Source organism: Achromobacter sp. 01N37 (genome assembly GCF_056399725.1).
Genome location: NZ_JBFTRX010000006.1, coordinates 198,518 through 215,381, shown reverse-complemented (window position 1 = coordinate 215,381; position 16,864 = coordinate 198,518). Strand labels below are relative to the sequence as shown.

At 63.6% G+C, this 16,864-nt stretch carries 15 protein-coding genes; 11 read left to right on the top strand and 4 right to left on the bottom strand.

What is annotated here, in order from left to right; translation table 11 throughout:
* The first annotated feature begins 17 nt into the window (after nucleotides 1–17).
* From AC1DSJ_RS16480 to AC1DSJ_RS16440, 9 genes are all read left to right on the top strand, one after another.
* Nucleotides 18–527, top strand: a complete 510-nt coding sequence (locus AC1DSJ_RS16480) for an electron transporter SenC (protein ID WP_447578793.1) — start codon at nucleotides 18–20, stop codon at nucleotides 525–527.
* A gap of 330 nt (nucleotides 528–857) precedes the next feature.
* Nucleotides 858–1,763: a branched-chain amino acid ABC transporter permease gene (locus AC1DSJ_RS16475; protein ID WP_054427588.1), complete on the top strand. Its 906-nt coding sequence runs from the start codon at nucleotides 858–860 to the stop codon at nucleotides 1,761–1,763.
* Nucleotides 1,763–2,761 carry a branched-chain amino acid ABC transporter permease gene (locus tag AC1DSJ_RS16470; RefSeq protein WP_175170976.1) on the top strand — a complete coding sequence of 333 codons (999 nt, stop codon included), beginning with the start codon at nucleotides 1,763–1,765 and terminating at the stop codon, nucleotides 2,759–2,761. Before AC1DSJ_RS16475 ends, AC1DSJ_RS16470 begins: the two co-directional genes overlap by 1 nt.
* Nucleotides 2,762–2,763: 2 nt before the next feature.
* Nucleotides 2,764–3,504, top strand: coding sequence for an ABC transporter ATP-binding protein (locus AC1DSJ_RS16465; protein WP_054427590.1), 741 nt, complete (start codon nucleotides 2,764–2,766; stop codon nucleotides 3,502–3,504).
* 3 nt (nucleotides 3,505–3,507) lie between these two features.
* A complete protein-coding gene (locus AC1DSJ_RS16460) occupies nucleotides 3,508–4,164 on the top strand; it encodes an ABC transporter ATP-binding protein (protein WP_441371648.1) in 657 nt (218 codons plus the stop codon).
* Between the two features lie 17 nt (nucleotides 4,165–4,181).
* Complete coding sequence (locus AC1DSJ_RS16455; RefSeq protein WP_441371647.1) at nucleotides 4,182–5,618, top strand: aldehyde dehydrogenase family protein; 1,437 nt, start codon at nucleotides 4,182–4,184, stop codon at nucleotides 5,616–5,618.
* A 27-nt stretch (nucleotides 5,619–5,645) separates the two neighbouring features.
* Complete coding sequence (locus AC1DSJ_RS16450) at nucleotides 5,646–6,398, top strand: glucose 1-dehydrogenase (protein ID WP_054427593.1); 753 nt, start codon at nucleotides 5,646–5,648, stop codon at nucleotides 6,396–6,398.
* A 58-nt stretch (nucleotides 6,399–6,456) separates the two neighbouring features.
* Nucleotides 6,457–7,581: a zinc-dependent alcohol dehydrogenase family protein gene (locus tag AC1DSJ_RS16445; protein ID WP_054427594.1), complete on the top strand. Its 1,125-nt coding sequence runs from the start codon at nucleotides 6,457–6,459 to the stop codon at nucleotides 7,579–7,581.
* Between the two features lie 36 nt (nucleotides 7,582–7,617).
* On the top strand, nucleotides 7,618–8,922 hold the full coding sequence (locus tag AC1DSJ_RS16440; RefSeq protein WP_175170973.1) for an ABC transporter substrate-binding protein: 1,305 nt from the start codon (nucleotides 7,618–7,620) through the stop codon (nucleotides 8,920–8,922).
* 93 nt (nucleotides 8,923–9,015) lie between these two features.
* Here the strand turns inward: AC1DSJ_RS16440 and AC1DSJ_RS16435 are convergent, their stop codons facing one another.
* The 3 genes from AC1DSJ_RS16435 to AC1DSJ_RS16425 all read right to left on the bottom strand — a co-directional run bounded on the left by AC1DSJ_RS16435 (nucleotide 9,016) and on the right by AC1DSJ_RS16425 (nucleotide 13,767).
* Nucleotides 9,016–10,056 carry a DUF2235 domain-containing protein gene (locus AC1DSJ_RS16435; RefSeq protein ID WP_441371646.1) on the bottom strand — a complete coding sequence of 347 codons (1,041 nt, stop codon included), beginning with the start codon at nucleotides 10,054–10,056 and terminating at the stop codon, nucleotides 9,016–9,018.
* A 305-nt stretch (nucleotides 10,057–10,361) separates the two neighbouring features.
* Nucleotides 10,362–12,713: a cytochrome P450/oxidoreductase gene (locus AC1DSJ_RS16430; RefSeq protein ID WP_441371645.1), complete on the bottom strand. Its 2,352-nt coding sequence runs from the start codon at nucleotides 12,711–12,713 to the stop codon at nucleotides 10,362–10,364.
* A gap of 64 nt (nucleotides 12,714–12,777) precedes the next feature.
* The gene (locus AC1DSJ_RS16425; RefSeq protein ID WP_441371644.1) at nucleotides 12,778–13,767 is read right to left on the bottom strand and encodes a Bug family tripartite tricarboxylate transporter substrate binding protein; all 990 of its coding nucleotides are present in this window, start codon (nucleotides 13,765–13,767) and stop codon (nucleotides 12,778–12,780) included.
* A gap of 158 nt (nucleotides 13,768–13,925) precedes the next feature.
* Here AC1DSJ_RS16425 and AC1DSJ_RS16420 point away from each other — a divergent pair, with 158 nt between their 5' ends.
* Both AC1DSJ_RS16420 and AC1DSJ_RS16415 read left to right on the top strand, forming a co-directional pair.
* Nucleotides 13,926–14,768 carry an IclR family transcriptional regulator gene (locus AC1DSJ_RS16420; RefSeq protein ID WP_441371643.1) on the top strand — a complete coding sequence of 281 codons (843 nt, stop codon included), beginning with the start codon at nucleotides 13,926–13,928 and terminating at the stop codon, nucleotides 14,766–14,768.
* A gap of 213 nt (nucleotides 14,769–14,981) precedes the next feature.
* Nucleotides 14,982–15,743 (top strand): 5'-methylthioadenosine/adenosylhomocysteine nucleosidase, encoded by a 762-nt coding sequence (locus tag AC1DSJ_RS16415; RefSeq protein ID WP_441371642.1) that lies wholly within the window; start codon nucleotides 14,982–14,984, stop codon nucleotides 15,741–15,743.
* Nucleotides 15,744–15,836: 93 nt separating this feature from the next.
* On the opposite strand, the gene AC1DSJ_RS16410 is transcribed toward AC1DSJ_RS16415, so the two are convergent.
* Nucleotides 15,837–16,745, bottom strand: coding sequence for a LysR family transcriptional regulator (locus tag AC1DSJ_RS16410; protein ID WP_342066179.1), 909 nt, complete (start codon nucleotides 16,743–16,745; stop codon nucleotides 15,837–15,839).
* Between the last annotated feature and the right edge of the window lie 119 nt (nucleotides 16,746–16,864).

Genomic DNA, 16,864 nt, shown 5'->3' with positions numbered 1-16,864 from the left:
GCCTCGTCTGGCCGCTGTTGCTTGCGGCCGGCGTCGCGCTGTCGGCGTGGCAATGGCGCGAAGCCACGGAGTCGCCCGCCGCGCATGGCGGCCATTCCCATCTGCATGACGACACCGGCAAGCCCGCGCGCCTGTATGCGTGGAACGCGGATCAGGCCGCGCGCATCACCTTGTCCACACCCGCATCCACGCTGACCCTGACGCGAGGGGCAAGCGGATGGGCCGCCCCGCCCGCGCACACCGGCAAAGCCTTTGACGCCGCCGACTTCGTCTCGCTGTTTTCCCAAGCGCGCAGCGACCGCATCCTGAGCCCGCATCCCGGCGAATCCTACGGCCTGGACCCGGCCGCAATGCACATCGCCATCGACGACGCCCAGGGCGTTGCGCTGGCCCGAATGGCAGTCGGCGCGTTGGCGCCAGATGGACTAGGCCGTTATGTGCAATTGCCCGGCGAAGCGCAGATCCGCATCATCCCTGACTACCAGACGCGTGCGCCGCTGGCCGCAGTGATTCAGGTAAACCCGTAGTCGCAGGTTGTGATTCAAGACGACTCTATCGCTTGTGAAACCCGGCTTGCACAAAGATAAATAGGCGCTGAAAAGGGGCCTCCCTATACTTCGTTTCCACTATCGGACGAGTACGAAAAGCGGCGGCAGCCAACCTTCGGACTCCTCCACATAAACGCCTTCCGGCCCGTTACGCAGCGCATCGCGAACAGGCACGGCAAGGTCCATAACGAGACAAGGGCGCGCCATGCGCGTCCTGGGCGACACGCCCGCACCGCCAAGCAGGACGCGATGTTGCCGCGGCAATGCGCGAGCCTGGTGGCAGGTGCTTAGCGTATTGGGAGAAGACGCTTGACCTTGGATCTATTGCCTCTCGCCTTGGTGGATGGCGTGGCATACGCCAGTCTGCTGTTCCTGGTGTCGATGGGGTTAACCCTGGTGTTCGGCGTGATGGGCATCTTGAATGTCGCCCATGGCGCGTTCTACGCCTTCGGGGGTTACGCCGCCGCCAGCCTCGTCATGTTTCTGGCGCCCAAGACAGACTCCCCCTTCCTGCTGTTCGCCGCTTTGTTCGTGGCAGCCATCGCTGTGGGTTTGGCGCTGGGCAGCATCATGGAATTCGTGCTGATTCGCCGGGCGCAAAACTACGACCCCATTCTTAAATTGCTGATCACGTTTGGCGGCTTTCTGATGCTGGAAGACATCCAGCGCCTGCTCTGGGGCGCGCAGCCCTACAGCGCCAGCGAAGTCGTGAACCGGCTGGGCAATATCGAAATTGGCGACATCACCTACACCACCTATCAGCTGGTCGTGGTGCCGGTGGTGGCGGTGCTGGCCTACGTGTGCCTGGAATTCTTCCTGCGCCACACCAAGCTGGGCAAGCAGACGGTGGCCACCACGCACAACCGCGAAGTCGCGACGTCGTTGGGCATCAACGCCAAGAAGATCGGCTACGTCACCTTTGTGATCGCCACCATCCTTGGCGCGCTGGGCGGCGCATTGGCCGCGCCCACCACGTCGCTGGTGCCGGGCGCAGGCACGGACATGACGGTGCTGTCGTTCGCCGTCGTCGCCACCGCTGGCTTGGGGCAGATCACAGGCGCGCTGATTGCCGCGCTGCTGATCGGCATCATCCGCGCCATCGCCGTGTACGCCGCGCCCGAGCTCGAAGTGGCGGTGCCGTACATCATCATGGTGCTGGTGCTGATCATTCGGCCGCACGGCCTGTTCACCGTCGCCCAGGCCCGGAGGATCTGATGAAAGTTGCCGTACTCAGCCTTGTGGCCGCCGTTGCCACGCTTATTCTTGGCTACACCTTGTCTTGGACCATCACCCCGATCGTCATCGGCCTGACCTACGCGATTGCTGCGCTGGGCGTGTCGGTGATGGCGCGCGCGGGCCAGATTTCGTTTGGCCATGCGATGTATTCCTGCATCTCGGCCTACACCGTCGCCTTCCTGGCGCGCGCCATGCCGGGCGCCGATGCGCTGGTGCTGATCCTGGCAGGCGTCGTCGCCAGCTTCCTGGCTGCCATCGTCATTGGTCTTTTCGTCGTGCGGTATCGCGGCATCTTCTTCGGCATGCTGAACCTGGCGCTGAGCATGGTGCTGTTCGCACTGCTGGGCAAGCTCTACACCTTGACGGGCGGCTCCGACGGCCTGCGCATCGTGCGCCCAACCATGGCCGGCATCGTGATGGAGCGCGAATCGTTTGAACGCGCGCTGCTGGTGGTGACGCTGGTGTTGTCGATGGTGCTGGCGTGGTGGGTGCAGCGCTACTTCCGGTCGGGCAGCGGGCAAGCCCTGTCGGCCATCAAGACGAACGAAACGCGCATCGAATATCTGGGCTTTTCCGCGTACTTCATCATGTGGAAGGGTTACTTGCTGTCCGCTGTGGTGGTGGGCTTTTCGGGCGCCATCCTGGCGCTGATGCAGGGCCTGGTCACGCCGGAAATCGGCTCGTGGCTGCGCTCGGGTGAATTCGTGTTCATCACCATTCTGGGCGGCGCCGGCCACGCGGCGGGCGCGTTCCTGGGTGCGGTGGGGTTTGAATCGGTGAAGCTGGTGTCGGCCGCGTACTTTCCCGGCCTGTGGCAGTTCCTGCTGGGCCTCACGCTGATCCTGGTGATCTTCATGTTCCCCACCGGCTTTGTGGGCCAGATCATGAAACGCATCGCCACGCAGAAGCGTGACCGCGCACGCGCTCAGGCGCGCGCCAACGCCACGCTGCAATCCCGCGTGCCGGTAAGGAACTGAAGATGAAACCTCTGATTCAAACGACTGACCTGTATCTGGCGTTCGGCGGCGTGGTGGCGGCGGACAACATCAACTTCGAATTGCACGAAGGCGAACGGCTGGCCGTCATTGGCCAGAACGGCGCGGGCAAGACCACCTTCATCAACATCTGCACAGGCTACCTGGCGCCGTCCAAGGGCAAGGTGTACTTCGACGGGCGCGACGTCACGGCCATGGCGCCGCGCAAGATCGTGCGCCTGGGGCTGGGCCGTTCGTTCCAGTTGCCGCAGCTGTTCACGGAACACACCGTGCGCGAATGCGTGCAGATTGCCGCCGCGCGCCGCAACAAGGAACTGAGCTGGTTCCGCTCGCTGGAAAGCACCATCGACGAACGCGAAGTGGACGCCACGCTGGACCTGGTGGGCCTGTTGCCCGAAGCCGATGAAGCGTCCATCGAACTGCCCGAAGGCAAGCGCAAGCTGCTGGATGTGGCGATGGCGCTGGCTTTGCGGCCCAAGCTGCTGATCATGGACGAGCCCACCAGCGGCGTGGCGTCCGAAGACAAATTCGCGCTGATGGAAACCGTGATGCACGCGCTGGATGAACGCCGCGTGACCAGCTGGTTCGTCGAGCACGATGTGGACATTGTGTCGCGCTACGCCACGCGGGTAGCGGCCTGGATTGCGGGCAAGGTGGCCGCCGACGGCTCGCCCAGCGAAGTCTTGAATAACCCGCAGATCAAAAGCGAAGTGCTGGGGGCCTGAACCATGTTGAATCTATCGGCCATCAACGTCGACCTGGCGGGAAACCGCATCCTGCGCGACGTCAGCGCAAGTTTCGAATCCTCTAAAACCATCGGCATCGTCGGCCGCAACGGCGCGGGCAAGACCACGCTGTTGCGCACCATCATGGGCCTGACCAAGATCAAGTCGGGCAAGATCGCCTTTGACGGCGCCGACCTGACCGCCATGCCCGGCCACAAGCGCGCCGCGCTGAAAGTGGGCTACGCGCCGGAAGACCGCGTCATCTTCCCGACCATGACCGTGGAAGAAAACCTGAACCTGCCCTGCGAAGTGCAGGGCCAGTCCAAGGCCGACATCGCCGCGCGCATCACCACGGTGCTGAAGGTGGTGCCGCAGCTGGAGCCCATGCTGGGCCGCTCGGGTTCGGCGCTGTCGGGCGGCCAGGGAAAGATGGTGGCGCTGGCGCGCGCCATCATGGTGGGCACCCGCCTGCTGATGCTGGACGAACCCTTCCAGGGTCTGGCCCCCAAGCTTGCGCGTGACTACACCGAAGCGCTTGGGCGGCTGAAAGAACTGCAACCCGAGCTGTGCGTCGTGATCACCGAATCCAACGTGAAGCTATTGGGCGATATCCCTGACCAGATCTGGACGATTGAGCGCGGCTCGATCACCTTGAATTGAATTCCCGGAGACATTCCATGACGCAGATGATTATCGACGGCCGCAAGGTCGACGCCCAAGACGGCCGCAGCATTGACGTGGTGTCGCCCGTCAACGGCGACGTGTTCACCACCATTCCGCGCGGCCAGGAGGCCGACGTGGACGCCGCCGTTAAAGCCGCGCGCGCCGCGTTGGAAGGCGACTGGGGCCGCATGACGGCGCTGGACCGCGGCCGCCTGCTGCTGCGTCTGGGTGAATCCGTGCTGGCGCACCACGAAGAGCTGGCGCAACTGGAATCGCGCGACACGGGCAAGCCCATGTCCACCGCACGCGCCGACATCACCGTGCTGGCGCGCTACTTCGAGTTCTACGGCGGCGCAGCCGACAAGGTGCATGGCCAGACGATTCCGTTTCAGAAAGACTATTCGGTTCAGCTGATCCGCGAACCGCTGGGCGTTACCGCCCACATCATTCCGTGGAACTACCCGGCGCAGATGTTTGGCCGCAGCGTGGCGCCGGCTTTGGCCATGGGCAACGCCAGCGTCGTCAAGCCCGCCGAAGACGCGTGCCTGTCGATCATCCGCGTGGCGGAACTGGCGCTGGAAGTGGGCTTTCCCGCAGGCGCATTGAACATCGTGACGGGCCTGGGCGAAGAGGCGGGCGCCAGCCTGTCGCGCCATTCGGATATCAACTTCATCACCTTCACCGGGTCGAACGAAGTGGGCGTGCTGATCCAGCAAGCGGCCGCCGTCAACGCGGTCAAGTGCGTGCTGGAGCTGGGCGGCAAGTCGGCGCACATTGTGTTCGACGACGCCAAGTTCAAGCTGGCCATTCCCGCCATTGTGAAGGGCATCGTGCACAACGCCGGCCAGACCTGCACGGCGGGCAGCCGCCTGCTGGTGCAAAAGGGCATCTATGCCGAGTTCATGAACGCGCTGGCCGAGGAATTCTCGAAGGTGCGCGCCGGCACGCCGGACATGGACCTGACCTGCGGCCCCGTCGTCAACAAGGCGCAGTTTGACCGCGTCAACCGCTACATCGCCAAGGGTCTGGCTGACGGCTTGAAGGTCGCGGCCGAGGGCACGATTGCCGATGGCGTGCCCGCAGGCGGCTACTTCGTCAAACCGACGCTGTTTGCCGCGCCGTCGCATGACAGCACCTTGCTGACCGAAGAGATCTTCGGGCCGGTGCTGGTGGCGCTGCCGTTTGACACCGAAGCCGACGCCATCCGGCTGGCCAACGCCACCGACTACGGCCTGCTGGGCGCGGTCTGGACCGAGAACGGCGGACGCCAGCAGCGTGTTGCACGCGGCATCAAATGCGGCCAGGTCTACATCAACGGCTTTGGCGCGGGCGGCGGCGTGGAACTGCCGTTTGGCGGCGTGAAGAAAAGCGGCCACGGGCGCGAGAAGGGCTTCATCGCCCTGGAAGAAATGAGCACGACCAAAACGTTGATCCAATTCTATGGCGAGTGATCGCCGCGCAATTTCCGGAGTCCAGTCATGAGTCAGTTGCAAGGTAAGGTCGCCATCGTCACGGGCGGGGGCAGCGGTTTCGGCGAAGGCATCGTCAAGCTGTACGCGAAGGAAGGCGCGAAGGTCGTCATCGCCGACATCAACAAGGAAGCCGCCGACCGCGTGGCGGCCGAAGTAGGCGCTGCGGCCGTGGCCGTGAAGGCCGACGTGTCCAGCCGCGCCGACATCGACAACGTCGTGCGCGTTTGCCAGGACACGTTCGGCTCGGTCGACATCGTCGTCAACAACGCGGCCATCACCCACAAGAACCAGCCGATGCTGGACGTGGACGAGGCCATGTTCGATCGCATGTTCGACATCAACGTGAAGTCGATTTATCACATGGCGCAAGCCGTGGTGCCCGTGATGCGCAAGCAGAAGCGCGGCGTGATTCTGAACATCGGGTCCACCGCCGGCATCCGTCCGCGCCCCGGCCTCAGCTGGTACAACGCGTCCAAAGGCGCGGTAAACGTGCTGTCGAAATCCATGGCGGTGGAACTGGGCCCGGACGGCATCCGCGTGAACGCCATCTGCCCCGTGATGGGCATTACCGGCATGTTCGAGCTGTTCATGGGTCTGCCGGATACGCCGGAGAACCGCGCCAAGTTCGTCTCCACGATTCCGCTGGGCCGCTTCTGCCAGCCGTCGGATGTGGCGGCGGCAGCGTTGTTCCTGGCGAGCGACGCGGCGGAATTCATCACCGGCGTTGAGTTCCCGGTGGACGGCGGGCGCACCGTCTGATTGATTCGGATCGGCCGGCGCGCGCCGGCCGTCTTTGACCTACCAGGATGTCAGGCGCATGAAAATCAAAGCGGCGTTGTTGCGCAACGTAGGGGTGGAAGGCCCGTACGCCCAGACCCGGCCATTGACCATCACCGAGATCGAACTCGACCCGCCCGGTACGGGCGAGGTGCTGGTGCGGATCAAGGCGGCTGGCCTGTGCCATTCGGACTTGTCAGTCATCAACGGCGACCGCCCGCGTGGCGTGCCAATTGTGCTGGGGCATGAGTCGTCCGGCGAGGTCGTGGAAACGGGCCCTGGCGTTACCGACCTGAAACCCGGTGACCACGTGGCGATGGTGTTCGTGCCAAGCTGCGGCTGCTGCAACCCCTGCATGGAAGGCCGGCCCGCGCTGTGCGAGCCAGGCGCCGCCGCCAACACCCAAGGCACGCTGCTGGGCGGCGACCGCCGTCTGCACATCGGCGACGAATACATCAACCACCATACGGGCGTGTCCTGCTTCGCGGAATACGCGGTGGTGTCGCGCCGGTCTTGCGTCAAGGTCAACGTTGAACTCAGCCATCGCGAAGCCGCGTTGTTCGGCTGCGCGGTGCTGACCGGCGCGGGCGCCGTGCTGAATCGTGCGCGCATCAAAGCGGGTGACACCGCCGCCATCGTGGGCCTGGGCGGCGTGGGCTTGTCCGCCTTGCTGGCCGCCGTGGCCGCCGGCGCGCGCCGCGTCGTCGCCGTTGATCTCAGCGACGAGAAGCTGGCGCTGGCCCGCGAACTCGGTGCCACGCATGTCGTGAACCCCAAGCAGATCAAATCCGACGACGATCTCTTCGACCTGGCAGGTGGCCGCGTGGACTACGGCTTTGACATGGCGGGCGCCGTGCCTGCGTTCGAGACCGCCTATAAACTCACTCGCCGCGGCGGCGCCACCGTCACGTCGGGCTTGCCCAACCCGAAGTTCAGCTTCCCGTTGTCGCTGTCGCAGATGGTGGGCGAAGAGCGCGACATACGCGGCAGCTACTTGGGCTCGGGCGTGCCGGCCATCGACATCACCCGCTACATCGACCTGTACAAAGCCGGCCAGTTGCCGGTGGACCGGATGATGGGCAAATCGTTTTCGCTGGACCAGATCAACGAGGGGTTCGATCACCTCGCCACCGGCGGCAGCCTGCGCGACGCCATCGTTTTCTAAGGGCATAGACCCGACTACAACACTGGAGACAAGACCATGAAAACTTCAAGACTGGCTGCCCTGTTAGGCGCCACCCTGCTGTCAGGCTTCACGGCGCTGGCCAGCGCCGCTGACAAGCCCAAAGAACTGAACATTGGCATCTCGACGTTCCTGTCGGGCTCGGCCTCGGTGTTCGGCGTACCCGCCCGCGACGCGGCCGAGATCCTGATCCAGGACATCAATGCCGCAGGCGGCATCGACGGCGTCAAGCTCGTTCCCAGCTACATCGACGAAGGCGGCGGCGGCGAAAAACTGCTGTCCGAATATCGCCGCTTGGCCGAAGGCGGCACGCGCGTGATGCTTTCGGCCATCTCCAGCGGCCACTGCAACATCGTGGCCCCCGTCGCCGAAGACCTGAAGGTGCTGAACGTGCTGTGGGACTGCGGCACGGAAAAGGCCCTGGAAGGCAAGAAGTACAAATACGTCGTCCGCACACAGGCCAACGCCACCACTGAAATGGTCGCGCAGGTGCTGTACCTGATGAAGGTCAAACCCGACTTCAAGACGATTGCCATCGTCAACCAGGACTACGCCTGGGGCCGCGATTCGCGCGACATCTTCCTGGCCGCGCTGAAGAAGTTCAAGCCCGACGTCAAGGTCGTGGCCGAGATGTTCCCCAAGTTCGGCGCCGCCGACTTCTCCACCGAAATCAGCCGTCTGCAAGCGCTGCGCCCGGACGTCATCGTGTCCACGTCGTGGGGCGGCGACCTGGACAACTTCGTGCGCCAGGCCTCGCAACGCAACCTGTTCAAGAACTCCACCTTCGTGCTGTCGCTGGCCGAAAGCTCGCTGGAGCGCTTGGGCAATGCCTTGCCCGAAGGCGTCTACGTCGGCGCGCGCGGCGACCACTACTTCCTGCATCCGGAAACCAAGGACGATCCGCAGCACCAGGCTTTCGTAAAGAAATTCCACGACAAGACGGGCGCCTATCCGATCTACTCGGTCTACCACATGGTGCAAGCCATCCAGGGGTTGAAAGCCGGCTACGAGAAAGCCATCAAAGACAACAACGGCGCCTGGCCCACCCCGGAACAAGTGGCCGCCGCCATGCATGACGTGACCTTCAAAGGCTACGGCCGCGAAGTCAAAATGCACCGCGCCGACGGCCAAGGCCTGGAAGCGCAGTTGTTCGGCGTGACGAAAAAGAGCGACAAGTACCCGTTCAAGGTGCTGGCCGACATCACCATCGTGCCGGCAGAGCTAGTCACCCCGGGCGTGGCGGACACGTCGATGGAGTGGATCGACAAGAGCTTGACGCCGGATGTGCTGAAGAGCGATCAGATCAAGGTGTATGCGAACTGAGTAAACGGTGTTGTGTGTGCAGGGACTCCCCGGCGAGAGATCGTCGGGGTTTTTTTTTGGGTTTTTTTGGAGTCTGACACCTTAAAGCACGGCTCAGGCCCGCCCCACAGGAAGTTCCGCCAACGCAGCTTTGAAATCAGGATAGTCTTTCATGTACAGAGGGTGTTGTTCGACGCGCTTCGCCATCCGTTCATCCACCGTCAAATTCAACACCGTCTCCCCATCCCAAACCCTTGGCCGTTTCTTCACATGAATCAGCACCTTCTCCGTGAACTCCTTGTACGAATCATGCGGTTCGCACTGGTCGTAGTCCGTAGATATCCGCTGCACAACCCCTGCTTCTAGCCCCACCTGCCTAGCCTTTTCCTGTAGCCATGCTGCCGGTAACGTCTGCAAGCTCCCGTCCCGATACCCGCCACCGATATCCGAGTGCGCGCCAATAAACCAGCGCTGCTCAACCGGCCTGTCCGCCGGCCGCGGTTCCGATGTCGCAAGCCGAGTCCACAACGTCGGAAAGTACGGTTCTCGATACTCGTTCGTAGCAATCGCGTGATACGCGTGATGAACGTGATTGCTCAGCTCGGTGTCGTGAAAGTTATAGAACTTCGAGAATCCGGGAAACGAAATTCCGCCGACGGGAATCCCTAAGCTGCCCACGGTGTCCCAGACGCCGACAAAGTGCAGGTCGGTCTCGCGCGAGAATTGCGCGCGAAACGAGAGGGCGTCGATGGACGAGGGCAGGCAGTCGTCGCGGTATAGCGCGTAGGCTTCAGTGACGTTGTCGTCGGTGGGATTTTTGAGCAGGCCGCATTTACGGACCATGCCGGCCAAGCTGCGAGCCGAGTATGCGCCACGGCTGAAGCCGAATAGAAATATGTGATCGCCGGGTTCCTGGCGTTGGCAAAGCCATTGATAGCCGTGGCGAATGTTGGCGGATAGCCCCGCGCCGAATGCGCCGCCCAAGAACTTGTCGACGGCGGTCCACAGGCCTTGGCCCTGCGTGCCGACGCCTTCGATGTACAGGGTTTCCTGCGTGCTGGTTTCGGGTGCGGCTTTGTAAAGCTCGTAGGCGTTCGTGCGGTCGTTGGGTTCGTTCCACGTGCCGTCAAAGAAGATGGCCAGATTCTTCACCATGTTCAGGTCCCCACAGATCGAGTCTTGCGATACCTCTGCTGCTGGCTGGGATGATGCCCGCGTGAGGCACGCTATCACGGCGCTCGTGCGTTTGCCGTCCAAGTGGTTTCCCTGCTGAAGGGATGTACACCGCTTTTTGTACTAGTCGGAGGACTGCGTTAAGGTCATCGCCGCCGCGCGATGGGCGTGAGGTTAACTAGTGGATGAGACAACAGAACTAGATAAAACGTCGCCATCCGATTCTGTATGGATGGTATCCACGCAGGATCGGATGGCGGCTGGTTAAAAAGCGGAACCTTGGAACTTCAAAGCTCCAACACCACTTTCCCACCTCCGCACGCACGCGAACAGCACGCCATCATCTTGTTGTTCGCATCCCGCTCTGCGCGTGTCAGCACCACATCTCGATGATCAATCTGGCCTTCCAGCACTCGCACTTCGCACGACCCGCAAAGCCCTTCCTCGCAATCGCTTTGCACGTCGATATTTGCGCCGCGCAGCGCCGTCAGTAAGGTCTGATCTGCGGGTACGTTCAGAACGATGCCGGAATCCTTCAGCACCACTTCAAACGCCTGTTCCTTCGACGGGTCCAACGTGCCTAGGGTGGAATGGAAGTGCTCGACTCGCAACGCATCCTCTGGCCACGACGCGCAACATCCGGCCAGCGCATCCAGCAAGCCTTGCGGCCCGCACGCGTAAATCTGCGTGCTGGCGTCGGGCTGGGACAGCAGCGCGGCATAGTCGGCGCGCGTGCCTTCGTCTTTTACGTGGGCATGCATGCGGTCCCCGTGCAGGGCCGTTAACTCCTCCAGCATCGCCATGCAGACGCGCGACCGGCCGCTGTAGTGCAGCTGGTAATCCAAGCCCAGCTCCTTCGCGCGCCGCGCCATGGCGCTGATGGGGGTGATGCCAATTCCCCCTGCAATCAGGATCAGCTTGCCGGCGGCTTCGTTCATCCGGAAGTGATTGCGCGGACCACGGATGCGCAGGCGCGCACCGGCAACCGCGTTTGCGTGCATCCACGCAGAGCCGCCTCGGCCTTCTGTTTCCTTCAGCACCGCAATTTCAAATGCGCCGGCGTCCGCCGGATCGCCGCACAGTGAGTACTGGCGCGACAAACCGGTATCGCCGCACTCCACATCAATATGCGAACCCGGCGTCCAGCGGGGCAGGGGCTTTCCATCGGGCGACACCAAGCGCAAGCGCACGATGCCGTCAGCGGCTTCGACGGCGCTTTGCACGATCACGGGCCGCGTGATGGCATGGGATGACGGTTCGCCGATACGTACCGGGTGTTGATCGTTCAGCAGTTCGGGCGATGCCAGTTCAGGGTTCTTAGTCGCATCCCATTCCACCCACAAATGTTCCGGCCCGCGAAACGACGTGTTCGGCACATACGTAAATGCCTGTTCCGACAGCTTCAGATGCGGCAGCCGGCGCGTGAGTTCTTCCAGGAAGATCTGCATTTCCATGCGGGCCAGGTTCTTGCCCATGCATTGGTGTGAGCCATAGCCAAAGGTGAGCTGGTCGCTGGCGTTTTCACGGCGGATGTCGAAGAGGTCGGCGTCGGCAAATTGGCCTTCGTCGTGGTTGGCGGATGAGGTGACGATCAGCAGTTTTGACCCCGCCGGAATCGGCACGCCGGCGATCTCGACGTCGCGCGTGGCCAGCCGGCGCCAGGCGGCGACCGAGCCGTTGTGGCGCAGGCATTCTTCGACGGCGTTGGGGATCAGGTCAGGGTCTTCGCAGATTTCGCGCCAGGCGTCGGGGTGTTGCAGCAGCAGCTTGATGGCGTTGGCCGCGGCGTTGGCGGTGGTTTCGTGGGCGGCGACGATGCCGGCCATCATCATGGAATGCAGGTAGGAATCGGTGACGACATCCGGGTGCGTCTGTTGTTTGCGCAGGCCGTACTGCATCCAGCCGGGGCCGGACGGGTCCTGGCGCATCTTGTCCAGGATCTTGCCGGCCAGCTGCCAGAAGTTGCCGACGGCATGCGCCACCGCAACCTGTTCTTCGGGCTGCGGGCGGCCCCAGGTGTTGACCGTGTGCGCGATGGAATATTGGCGCAGCAGGTCCATGTCTTCTTCCGGCACGCCCAGGAAATGCAGCGCCACGGTCAGCGGCACTTCCCACAGCATCTGGTCGACAAGGTCGGCGCGGCCGTCGTTGATGAAGCGGTCGACGTACTCGCGGGTCAGGCGGCGCACCATGGGTTCGTGGTGCTTCAATTCTTCGGGGGTGAACGGGTCCATCAGCACGCGGCGGCGCGGCATGTGGGCGGGTTCGTCTTCGTTCACCAGCGTGCGGTTCATGGCGTAGCCATAAGACGCCAGCACGGCGTTGGCTTCGGGTCCTGTGGGGGTGATTTTTTCCAGCGCGATCGACGGGCTGAAGGTGATGTTGTCGCGAAAGATGGCCTTGATGTCTTCGTAACGCGTGACCACCCAATAGCCCAGTTTGGGGCTGTAGAACACGGGTTCCTGGTCGCGCGCCCAGCGCACGTACTCGGGCGGATCTTGCTGATAGCCGTCGCCAAAGGGGTCGAACTCGGCCGCGCGCGCGCTGACCGGACAGCCGGTGGGGCTTTGCATCGCGGCAAGCGCCGCGTGGTCGATGGGACAGCCCGACGGGCGCGAGGAGGAGGGCGATTGGCTCATGAAATCCTTCCGTGTATTCGTGTTGCAGCAGGCCTGCCCCGCGGACGAGGCAGGCCGAAAGCGCTTAGTCCAGCGTGATGTGCAGATCGCTGATCAGCTTTTGCCAGCGGGCGCGTTCGCCCGTCAGCAGTTCCGCATATTGGGCGGGCGTGTTGCCGACGGGTTCGATGCCGAACTCGATCAGGCGTTGGCGCGTGGCGGGGTCATTGATGGTGGCGACGACCTGCTTGTTCAGCGTGTCGATCACCGCTTGCGGCGTGCCGGCCGGCACCACCACGCCCACTTGCGCGGCAGCTTCCACGTTCTTCAGGCCGATCTCGGCGAAGGTGGGCACGTCAGGCAATTGCGCCAGACGGGTCGGGTTGGCCACGGCCAGCGCGCGGACCTTGCCGCCGTTGATGAAGCCGGCGCCCGCGGCCTGGTCCACCATCATCGCGGGAATCTGGCCGCCGGCCACGTCCGCCAGCGCGGGCGATGCGCCGCGGTAGGGCACGTGCGTCATGGTCAGGCCGCTTTCCACTTTCAGCAGTTCCATCGCCAGGTGGTGCGGGCTGCCGGCGCCGGCCGAACCGTAGTCCAGTCCGTCTTTGCGCGACTTGGCTTCGGCCAGGAACTCTTGCACCGTGTTGACCTTCATGGCGGGCCCGACGACAAGAATCATCGGGAAGCGGCCCATCAGCGTGACGGGGGCCAGGTCTTTCGCGGGGTCGTAGGACAGCTTCTTGTACAGCGCCGGGTTGAACACCAGGGTGCCGTTGTCGGCAGACAGCATGGTGTAGCCGTCGGCGGGCGCGCGGGCGGTTTCGGATGCGGCGATGGCGGTGTTGCCGCCCGGCTTGTTCTCGATCACGACCGGCTGGTTCAGGCGGCCCGTCAGGCCCTGGCCGATGCTGCGCGCCAGGAAATCCGAGCCGCCGCCGGCGGCGTAAGGCACGATCCAGCGCACGGGCTTGGACGGATACGCGGACGGGGCTTGCTGGGCGGACGCGCCGGCACAGGCCAGCAAGGGCAGGGCCAAGAGGGCGGTCAGGATGGGGTGCTTCAAGGTGCGCATAGGCTGTCTCCTCATTGGGATAGCCTGATGGCATCCCTTCTTTTGCGTAAATCATATACGCAATGCGTAATTTTTCAAGAAGGGTTAACCTTGCTCCGTCCCTGGCAGCGCGCCGCGCCAGCCAGTGACCCCATCTCTGCCTGGAGCCGCACCCCGATATGAGCAAAGCCGTCCCGCCGTCCGAAACGTCTGCTGCCGATTCCGATCTGGAATCTTCCGCCAGCCCGCGCGCCCGCCGTCAACGGGTCCAGGCGGCCGAGACCGGCATGGTGGTGTTGAAGGGCTTGGCCCGCATGGGTGGCCGCGCAAGCCTGACGGCGCTGGCGGCCCACGTCGGCGAAAGCCCCGCCAAAGTGCACCGCTATCTGATGAGTCTGATGGCTGAAGGGCTGGTGGATCAGGAGGTCGCGACGCAGCAATACCACCTGGGCCTGGAAGCGCTGTTCGTGGGCGTGGCCGCCATGCGTCAGGCCGATCCATTACGAATCAGCGAACCTGCGCTGATCCGGCTGCGCGAAAGCTTGGCCGTCACGTGCTTCATCGCGGTGATGGGCAATAAGGGGCCGACCATCGTTCGCTTCGAAGAACCGGGCCTGCCGATTACCGTGAACGTGCGCGTGGGGTCGGTGCTGTCGATGCTATGGTCGGCGACGGGGCGCGCGTTTTTGGGTGCCTTGGATGAAGCGCCGGTGCAGCAGATGGCGTTGGCGGAACTGGCGGACGCACCGCAGGATTTGCGCGCTTTGCTGGACCGCGATGATCCCATCGGCGTATTGCGGCGCGACGTGCGCGCGGCGGGTTGCGCGACGGTGAAGGACACGAATCTGCGCGGGATCAGCGCGGTGTCCGCGCCCCTGTATGACCACACCGGCCGGCCCTGCGCGGTGTTGACGGCGCTGGGCGCGACCGGCGGCTTCGACGTGTCGCCGGGCGGCAAGGTGGTGGCGGCGGTGAAAAAAGAAGCGGCGGCGGCAAGCGCTGCGCTGGGGTACACGGGGTAGCGAAGCCGTCCGCGGTGCGCTGGGGTACACGGGGTAGCGAAGTCGTCCGCGGCGCGCTGGGGTAGATGGGTAGCGAAGCCGTCCGCGGTGCGCTGGGGTAGACGAGTAGCGATGCTGCCGCGCGGCGCTCCTGCTTTTGGAGTATGTTGCGCGCTGGGCGCGACCGGCGGGTTCGACGTCGCGCCGCTACGCCATTCAGCATCGAAGGACATCATGGAACGTCTCGCCATTCTGGGCGCCTTGCACGAAGAAATCGCCGACCTGCTCGCCGCGATGGACCCGGGCGCGGCCGTACACCGCATCGCCATGCGCGATTTTCATGTGGGCACATTGTGGGGCACGCCCTGCGTGATCGCGCTCAGCCGCATCGGCAAGGTGGCGGCGGCTGCGACGGCAACGATCGTCATCCGGGAATTCCAGGTGTCGCGCGTGATCTTCACGGGGCTTGCGGGGGGCTTGCATGCGGACGTGGACGTGGGCGACGTGGTGGTCGCCAGCACCTTGATGCAGCACGACATGGACGCGCGGCCGTTGTTTGATCAGCACGAGATTCCCTTGCTGGGGCGCGTGCAGTTTGACGCGGATGCGGCCTTGAGCCAGCAGCTGTATGACAGCGCGGCACGCTTTGCGAGCCGGCGCGACATGCCTGTCATACAGGCTGGCGAGACGCTCGCCAAACCCCGCGTCCACCACGGCCTGATCGCCACCGGCGATGTGTTCGTCAGCCACAACGACGACGCGCAGGCGCTGCGCAAGCGTTTGCCCGATGCGTTGTGCGTGGAAATGGAAGGCGCGGCGATGGCGCAGATCTGCTATGAATTCGGCATCCCGTTTGCGGTGATGCGTGTGATTTCCGACCGTGCCGACCATGCCGCAAAGACCGACTTCACCGCGTTCCTGCAAAACGTGGCGCGGGTGTACACCGCTGGCATCCTAGAACCGCTGCTGAAGTCGGGCGCGTGGTCGGACGACTGATGCTGGACGAACTGCGTTGACCGTTGCGCACGAGGATAGCGCTGCGGTAAATGCAGTCTGACTGCAAAAACAAAATTCGCTGGCGCTACGCCGTCAAGGCGTGCCCGCCATCTGCGCCGCGCACCAGTCGCGGACTTTTTCCAGCGCGGGCGGTGGCGTCTTGCCATCCAGCGTGACGAACATGAATTGCGAACTCAGCGCCAGCGGCGGCGACAGATGCAGCGGTACGAGCTCACCGCGTTCCAACCACTCACGCGCCACTTGCAGCACGCCAAAGAACACCGCGTCACTGCGGCGCACCACTTCCACCAGGGCGTTCACGTCGTTGGACTGATATTGGATGGCGTCATGAAAGTGCGTGCGGTTGCCGAAGTATTCGTTCAGACGATGCAGCACGTCGTGGCTCATCGCGCGGCCGCTGGCGGCCAGCGGATACTTGCGCAGCTCGGCGAAGCTGAGCTCGTGCACGTGCTGTAGCGGGTGGCCTGCGCGGCAGACAAAGCCCAGCGGCGTGGGCGGAAACAGGTCCAGCGTCAGGTCGTCATCCGGCGGCACTTGTGTGCGGTGCAAGATCAGCGCATCGACATCGCCGTCGCGCAATTCCTGCAACTGCATGTCGGCCGTGCCGCCACTTAACTGCACCTTGATGGCGGGATAGCGCTGCATCATGTGCTGCAACAGGTGCACGGATAGCATGGCGGTGGGCGCGGGCCCCAGGCCCAGCCGCAGCGTGCCGCCTTCCACATCGGCAAGTATCTTTGCGCTGCGCCGCAGCTCGGCCAGCTCGACCCGTACGCGGCGCGCGCGCGCCAACGCCAGTTCACCCAGCGATGTCAGCGTCTTGTTCTTGCCGCGTTCCAGCAGCGGGCCGCCGAGTTCTTCTTCCAGCGCCTGGATGCTGCGGCTAAGCGCGGGTTGGGTCAGATGCAGTTTGTCGGCGGCGCGGCTGAAAGACTGCGTTTCCACCACGGCCAGGAAGTGGTCCAGCTGCTGAAGGTTCATGCGGGCTTGCCCAAATTATTCATTTTGATTATGGAAAGTAAGCCGATTATGCATTGGACGGCAATTGGTGGCGCTCCTAAGATCGCTGCACCTCCGCCGCTAGCCGGCACCCGCTTTCC

Bases quoted from the DNA above. Each gene is read 5' to 3' on its own strand.
- AC1DSJ_RS16470 (WP_175170976.1), top strand. From the start codon at position 1,763: ATGAAAGTTGCCGTACTCAGCCTTGTGGCCGCCGTTGCCACGCTTATT.
- AC1DSJ_RS16465 (WP_054427590.1), top strand. From the start codon at position 2,764: ATGAAACCTCTGATTCAAACGACTGACCTGTATCTGGCGTTCGGCGGC.
- AC1DSJ_RS16460 (WP_441371648.1), top strand. From the start codon at position 3,508: ATGTTGAATCTATCGGCCATCAACGTCGACCTGGCGGGAAACCGCATC.
- AC1DSJ_RS16455 (WP_441371647.1), top strand. From the start codon at position 4,182: ATGACGCAGATGATTATCGACGGCCGCAAGGTCGACGCCCAAGACGGC.
- AC1DSJ_RS16450 (WP_054427593.1), top strand. From the start codon at position 5,646: ATGAGTCAGTTGCAAGGTAAGGTCGCCATCGTCACGGGCGGGGGCAGC.
- AC1DSJ_RS16445 (WP_054427594.1), top strand. From the start codon at position 6,457: ATGAAAATCAAAGCGGCGTTGTTGCGCAACGTAGGGGTGGAAGGCCCG.
- AC1DSJ_RS16440 (WP_175170973.1), top strand. From the start codon at position 7,618: ATGAAAACTTCAAGACTGGCTGCCCTGTTAGGCGCCACCCTGCTGTCA.
- AC1DSJ_RS16435 (WP_441371646.1), bottom strand. From the start codon at position 10,056: ATGGTGAAGAATCTGGCCATCTTCTTTGACGGCACGTGGAACGAACCC.
- AC1DSJ_RS16430 (WP_441371645.1), bottom strand. From the start codon at position 12,713: ATGAGCCAATCGCCCTCCTCCTCGCGCCCGTCGGGCTGTCCCATCGAC.
- AC1DSJ_RS16425 (WP_441371644.1), bottom strand. From the start codon at position 13,767: ATGCGCACCTTGAAGCACCCCATCCTGACCGCCCTCTTGGCCCTGCCC.
- AC1DSJ_RS16420 (WP_441371643.1), top strand. From the start codon at position 13,926: ATGAGCAAAGCCGTCCCGCCGTCCGAAACGTCTGCTGCCGATTCCGAT.
- AC1DSJ_RS16415 (WP_441371642.1), top strand. From the start codon at position 14,982: ATGGAACGTCTCGCCATTCTGGGCGCCTTGCACGAAGAAATCGCCGAC.
- AC1DSJ_RS16410 (WP_342066179.1), bottom strand. From the start codon at position 16,745: ATGAACCTTCAGCAGCTGGACCACTTCCTGGCCGTGGTGGAAACGCAG.